7 protein-coding genes are annotated in these 6,324 nt (G+C 57.6%); 2 read left to right on the forward strand and 5 right to left on the reverse strand.

Translation table 11 applies throughout. The annotated features are described in order from the left end of the window. Nucleotides 1-69 precede the first annotated feature (69 nt). From tatC to HMPREF9720_RS00990, 5 genes are all read right to left on the reverse strand, one after another. Nucleotides 70-906: a twin-arginine translocase subunit TatC gene (gene tatC, locus HMPREF9720_RS00970; protein WP_009596241.1), complete on the reverse strand. Its 837-nt coding sequence runs from the start codon at nucleotides 904-906 to the stop codon at nucleotides 70-72. A 6-nt stretch (nucleotides 907-912) separates the two neighbouring features. Next, nucleotides 913-1,155: a Sec-independent protein translocase subunit TatA/TatB gene (locus HMPREF9720_RS00975; protein WP_009596234.1), complete on the reverse strand. Its 243-nt coding sequence runs from the start codon at nucleotides 1,153-1,155 to the stop codon at nucleotides 913-915. A gap of 356 nt (nucleotides 1,156-1,511) precedes the next feature. Then, complete coding sequence (locus HMPREF9720_RS00980) at nucleotides 1,512-2,453, reverse strand: ribose-phosphate diphosphokinase (protein WP_009596248.1); 942 nt, start codon at nucleotides 2,451-2,453, stop codon at nucleotides 1,512-1,514. Nucleotides 2,454-2,536: 83 nt separating this feature from the next. Beyond that, nucleotides 2,537-3,130: a ribosome biogenesis GTP-binding protein YihA/YsxC gene (yihA, locus tag HMPREF9720_RS00985; protein ID WP_009596237.1), complete on the reverse strand. Its 594-nt coding sequence runs from the start codon at nucleotides 3,128-3,130 to the stop codon at nucleotides 2,537-2,539. Nucleotides 3,131-3,404: 274 nt separating this feature from the next. Next, on the reverse strand, nucleotides 3,405-4,157 hold the full coding sequence (locus HMPREF9720_RS00990; RefSeq protein WP_009596255.1) for an endonuclease/exonuclease/phosphatase family protein: 753 nt from the start codon (nucleotides 4,155-4,157) through the stop codon (nucleotides 3,405-3,407). Nucleotides 4,158-4,535: 378 nt separating this feature from the next. Here HMPREF9720_RS00990 and HMPREF9720_RS00995 point away from each other — a divergent pair, with 378 nt between their 5' ends. Further along, on the forward strand, nucleotides 4,536-5,579 hold the full coding sequence (locus HMPREF9720_RS00995; protein ID WP_175282383.1) for a linear amide C-N hydrolase: 1,044 nt from the start codon (nucleotides 4,536-4,538) through the stop codon (nucleotides 5,577-5,579). 96 nt (nucleotides 5,580-5,675) lie between these two features. After that, the coding region (locus tag HMPREF9720_RS01000) for an AvaI/BsoBI family type II restriction endonuclease (RefSeq protein ID WP_039939478.1) at nucleotides 5,676-6,324 on the forward strand (649 nt) is incomplete at its 3' end.

A 6,324-nucleotide genomic window follows, 5' to 3' on the forward strand; every position in this document is an offset into this window, starting at 1 on the left:
TTGCATGTCCGGCACGGCTGAAAGAAAAGGCGTCCTGTTTTCAGGACGCCTCTTTTGTTCGTTCGGAGTCTATTTCCCCTCCGTTGTTGTTCCCTCCGTCCCGGAGCTTCTCCGCAGCGTCCGTTCCGAAATCCGGATGCTGTATTCGTACAATCCGAACAACGGCAGCAGGACCAGAATCATGCTGAATACGTCGGGCGGGGTGATGACCGCCGAGAGAATCGCCAGCGCGACGAGGGCGTGGCGGCGGTAGCGGCGCAGGAAATCGGGGCTTACGAGACCCATGCGGGTCAGGAAATAGACCAGCAGCGGCAGCTGAAACACCACGGCGCAGGCGATCGAGACGTTGAGCACGGTCGAGAGGTAGGAGCCGACGTCGATCATGTTGGTCACCTGCTCGCTGACGCTGTACTGAGACAGGAATCCGATCGTCAGCGGCGCGATTACGAAATAGCCGAACAGCAGTCCCGCGAAAAATCCCGCCGAGACATAGAACACGAATCTCCGGCATCCGCGCAGTTCGCGCTCGGTAAGCGCCGGGCGCGCGAAGCGCCACAACTCCCACAGCAGGTAGGGAAATCCGATGCAGAAGGCCGCGACCATCGAGATTTTGAGGTGCAGGTTGAACTGTCCGGCCATCGCCGTATTGATGAGCTGCATGCGCTCGATCCCCGGCACGAATTCGATCCCTGCCAGTCCGGCCATCCATACCAGCAGCCGGTTGGTCGGAAATCCGGCCGACATAGGGCCGAACAGCACTCCGTCGATCAGCAGCCCTTTGCAGAGGAATGCGGCCACGGCCAGCGCCAGTATCGCCAGCACACCGCGCACCAAATGGGGCCGGAGCGCGTCAATGTGCTCGGCAAAGGTCATTTCGTCCGTGTCGCTGCGTTTTTGGCCGGACATGCGGGCTTATTTCTTTTCTTCGGGGGTTTCTTTCCGGGATTCCTGCGGCGCGGCCTGCTCTTTCCCGTTCTTCTCGTCGCCTGCCGCGGGATTTTCCATGGCGTCCTTGAACTCCCTGACGCCGCGGCCCATGCCGCGCATCAGTTCGGGTATTTTCTTGCCGCCGAAGAAGATGACGACGATCAGCAGGATGACCAGTATTTCCGTCAGGCCGATTTTGCCCAGAAACAGCGGGTGAATGAACATCATTGTTTTATCGGTTTTCGTTCGTTGCGGGGCGGAGTCTCCGCCTCAGCGCAAATGTAATAAGAATTTCCGAAACCTCCCTCTTCCGGTTGAAAAAAGCGGAACGCATTTGTGATGCGTCCCGCCCTGTACGGTTTGCGAAATGCGTTCCGGCTCCGAAACGCATTTACGCCGAATCTTCTCTTTGGAGTTGCCGGCCGAATCTCCGCTACAATGCGCCGGCCGAATCTCCGCCGAACCGCTCCTTTGCCGGATTGCCTTCTCCGAATGGACGTTTCGTCCGGATCTCCGCCGCAGTGCACGGGCCGAATCTCCGCTACAATGCACCCGCCCGAACCGGTTCGCCCTCCGGGGTATTCCTATTTGAAGAATATCGACGAAATTTCCTTGTAGTTGTGTACGCGCTCGATCACGTCGGCGAACATGTCGGCGATGGTCAGCACCGTGAATTTGTGCAGGTCCTTGTCGGGGTTGAGCGGAATGGTGTCCGTCACGATCACCTCCTCCAGCGCGCTGTCGTTGATGCGCTCGTAAGCCGGGCCCGAAAGCACGGGGTGGGTGATGGCGGCGCGGACGCTCTTCGCCCCGCGCGACATGAGCATGTCGGCGGCCATGCAGATCGTGCCCGCCGTGTCGATCATGTCGTCCACGATCAGGATGTTGCGGCCTTCGACCTCGCCGATGGCGGTCATTTTGCCCACGACGTTGGCCTTGGCGCGCTCCTTGTGCGAAATGATGATCGGGGTGCCGAGCAGCTTGGCGTAGGTGTTGGCGCGTTTGGCGCCGCCCATGTCGGGAGCGGCGATCGAGAGGTCCTCGATTTTCAGGCTTTCGATATAGGGAATGAAGATGCCGCTGGCATAGAGCGCATCGACCGGAACGTCGAAGAATCCCTGAATCTGGTCGGCGTGAAGGTCCATCGTCATCACGCGGTCCACGCCTGCGGCCATCAGCAGGTTGGCTACCAGTTTGGCGCCGATCGGCACGCGGGGACGGTCCTTGCGGTCCTGCCGCGCCCACCCGAAGTAGGGGATCACGGCCACGACCTTGTAGGCCGAGGCGCGGCGTGCGGCGTCGATCATCATCAACAGCTCCATCAGGTTGTCCGAGGGCGGGAACGTGGACTGGATGATGAATACCGTGCAGCCGCGGATCGACTCGTTGTAGCAGGGCTGGAATTCACCGTCGCTGAAGCGCAGGACTTCCGATTGTCCGAGCGTCGTACCGAAACTTGCCGCGATTTTCTCGGCCAGATATTCCGAGCCGCGACCTGAGAAAATTTTGATTTTGTGGATAGCCATAGAAGATGGATTTTTGATGGTGCAAATATAGGACAACGCGGCGAAAAAACGTTCCCTCCGGACGACCTTTTTTCAACAATCGGTTAAACATTCAGGCATTCGCCGATAAAACCGAGTATCTCCTCGCGTCCTGTGCCGTGCTGGCTCGACGAGACGAACATCCGGGGCAGCTCCTCCCACTGCTCCGCGAGCGCCGCCCGGTAGCGTTCGACGCTCTTTTCGCGCTGCGTTTTCGAGAGTTTGTCGGCCTTGGTGAATATCACGGCGAACGGAATGCCGTTCATGCCGAGCATTTCGATGAACTGCAGGTCGATCTTCTGGGGTTCGAGCCGGAGGTCCGCCAATACGAACAGGAAGTGCATCTTCTCGCACTTGAGCACATAGTCGGTGATGATTTTGGAGAACTCGCTGCGTTTGGTTTTCGACGTGCGGGCGTATCCGTAGCCGGGCAGATCCACCAGATACCATGCGTTGTCGATCAGGAAGTGGTTGATGAGCCGTGTCTTGCCTGGCGTTCCCGATACTTTGGCCAGCCCCTGCCGTCCGGTGAGCATGTTGATGAGCGACGACTTGCCGACGTTGCTGCGCCCGATGAAGGCGATGTCTTTCAGCGCGTCTTTGGGCACCTGCGAAATACGCTCGGAACTGCACTTGAATTCGGCTTTGTTGATCTGCATGTTGTCGGAGTTTGCGGCAAAGACAGTGCGGGCCGGGCGCCGGGCCGCTGTCTGTCTGAGCGGATGTCTGCTGCAAAGATAGCATTTTAGCATCTATATACAAATTATACCGCATGGGAAAACCGCCGGTCGTTTTCGCCGCCTTCGGCGTCGTTTGCAATTCTGACCCACCCCCAAACCCCCGCCTCAGGCAGGAGCTTAGTGCCGCGAAGCGGCAAAATAGGTGCTGACGAACGGTCGTGTAAAATGGTATATGGGGCCCCTGCTCCGGAGTCTACCAGACGAGCGACACCCACAGCGGGCAGTGGTCCGAAGCGACGGTGGTGTAATCCACCGTGCGTTCGGCGATTTTCGCCGACTGCGGCAGGCCGCGGCCCAGTATGTAGTCGATGCGTATCGAAGGACGGTCCGAGGGGAACGTAAGCTGCGCGGTGTCCGACAGCGGCCTGAATTCGCCGCCCAGCCCGCCGAGTACCTCCTCGGCGTCGTCCATGTTGAAGTCGCCCGCCAGCAGCACGGGTTTGCGGCAGGTGTCGGTGGCTTGACGGATGATCGGCAGCGATGCGCGCTGGTCTTCGGGCGAGAGCGAAAGATGCGTGACGCAGACCACATAGCCGGGAAATTCCGCCATCAGCAGCACGCGCGCCTCTTCGCGTCCCGGAAGCGGGATGCGGCGCACCGAGAGCGGCTCGGCGCGCGACAGCAGCCCGATGCCGTAACCTCCGCCGTCGTAATCAATCGCGCGGCAGAAACGGGCGTGCATGCCCGTCATCCGGCCCAGCTCTTCGGGGATGAAGCGGCCGTTCATGCGTCCCGTCACGCTGTCCACCTCCTGCAGGGCCACCACGTCGGGCGCGACCCGGCCGATGACCTCGGCGATGCGGCCGAGGTCCTGTACGTCGTCCGCTCCGCGGCCGTTTCGGATGTTGTAACTCATGAATTTCACGGCCGTGGTCTGCGTCGTGCAGGCCGCCGGCATCAGGGCGCAGAACAGAACTGCCAGTGCGACGGAAAAATATTGCTTCATGACTTTTCGGGATTTTCCGCAAAGGTAATACAACCTCCCCTGAATGGCAAATAATCCGGCCCGCCGTTGTGTCCGCCGTTGTGTCCGCCGTTGTGTCCGCCGTTGTGTCCGCCGTTGTGTCCGCCGTTGTGTCCGGCGTTGTGTCCGGCGTTGTGTCCGCCGTTGTATCCGGCGTTGTGTCCGCCGTTGTATCCGCCGATCCTGTCCGGCGTTCCCTTCCGCCGTGACCGCGGCGTGGGTTCCGGCGGCGATGGTTAATGCAGACTAAAAACCGGATATTCAGATTTTTCGGACTTTTTCCGTTGTTATTCCCGGTAATTTTTCGTACCTTTTAGCATCCGATTTGCATCTTGCATCGGAGTAAATACATCTATGCTTATGAAAACACAATTTCTGACCGTGTTCGGCGCCGCTGCGCTGGCCGTTTTTCCCGCAGAGCCGGAAGCCTGCACGCGCGCCGTCTATCTCGGTCCCGACGGCATGACCGTCACGGGACGCACCATGGACTGGCGCGAAGACCCGCTGACCAACCTCTATATCTTCCCGCGCGGCACCGCCCGCCGCGGAGCCAATACGGACGACACCGTCTTCTGGACGTCGAAATACGGCTCCCTTTCGGCCGCGGGCTACGACATCGGCATCACCGACGGCATGAACGAGGCCGGGCTGGTCGCCAACCTGCTCTTCCTGCCCGAATCGGTCTACGAGCGGCCGGGCGACACGCGGCCCGTCATGGGACTGAGCATCTGGACGCAGTACGTACTCGACAATTTCGCCACGGTGGACGAGGCGGTCGCCGAACTCTCGAAGGAGAAATTCCGCATCGACGCGCCCGACCTTCCGAACGGCGTACAGTCGCGCCTGCATCTGGCCGTCTCCGATCCTTCGGGCGACAGCGCCATCTTCGAATACATCGACGGCCGGCTGGTGATTCACCACGGCCGCCAGTATCAGGTGATGACCAATTCGCCCTTCTACGACCAGCAGCTGGCGATCCTCGACTATTGGCGGCAGATCGGCGGTCTGACGATGCTTCCCGGCACCAACCGCGCTCCGGACCGCTTCGTGCGCGCGTCGTTCTACATCAACGCCGTCGTGAAGAGTCCCGATCCGAAAATCGCCGTCCCGGCCGTGATGTCGGTCATGCGCAACGTCTCGGTGCCTTACGGCATCTCGACGCCCGACAAGCCCCACATCTCCTCGACGCGCTGGCGCACGGTCTGCGACCAGAAAAACCGGGTCTACTATTTCGAGCCGACGCTGGCCATGGAGACTTTCCGGGTCGATCTGGCGAAGATCGACTTCGGCAAGGGCACGCCCGAACGGGTGTTGAAGCTGGTCGGCGGCCGGACCTACACGGGCGACGCCACGGCCGAATTCCGCAGGAGCGACAAACCCTTCGTCTTCCTGTTCGGGGTCTGACGGGCCGGAATATCCGACCGATCCGCATGTGCCGTGCAGTTCCCTGTCCGGCGCATGCGGATTTTTGATATATTTGTCAATTCAATATACTCAACTATGATAGAAATGGATAAATATCAATACATACAATGTGCTGAGGACCTCATTACATCACGAGAACAGACGAGAGCTGGTTTCATTGAAGCTGCACGTGCTAAAAATTATAAGGCTCAACCCTATATAGAGCAGGCTAGAACCTTAAAGAGCTTATCTTCCCAAGCTGCATCTCCTTCGGATTTATTGAATATTGAAGAGATCCGCAATAGTCTATTAACCGCATCGGGACTTTCTGATAAGGCCTTTAAATATTTCACGGAAGAAGATAAAACCGAAGCTATAAGGATATTAATTTCAGAATTTCTTGCTCCGGCAGGTGAAAATTTTGTAGATGAATTGGAAAATCGTTTTTTGTTGATCAAGGGAGATTCTTTGGGCGGTTCAATGCGTAACTATGTAGGTTCTGCCGCCCAAGTGAAACTTGTTAGAAAAATATTGTCTATCCTTTCAATGCAACAAATTGCCTTTCAAATTCTTTTTAAAGATGACAAAAAGAATAATGAGTGGCAGACCTTAAGTTATGAGGATGTTTTTGAACGAGTGGATGATGTTACGGCTATTTATTGGAACATTGTGCCACAAGATAAATCTTACGATAGAGTTTTATTTTTTAATGCAACTATACCTCTTGTTAAAAATAATATAGATA

This window comes from Alistipes sp. HGB5, from assembly GCF_000183485.2.
GTDB lineage: Bacteria > Bacteroidota > Bacteroidia > Bacteroidales > Rikenellaceae > Alistipes > Alistipes finegoldii.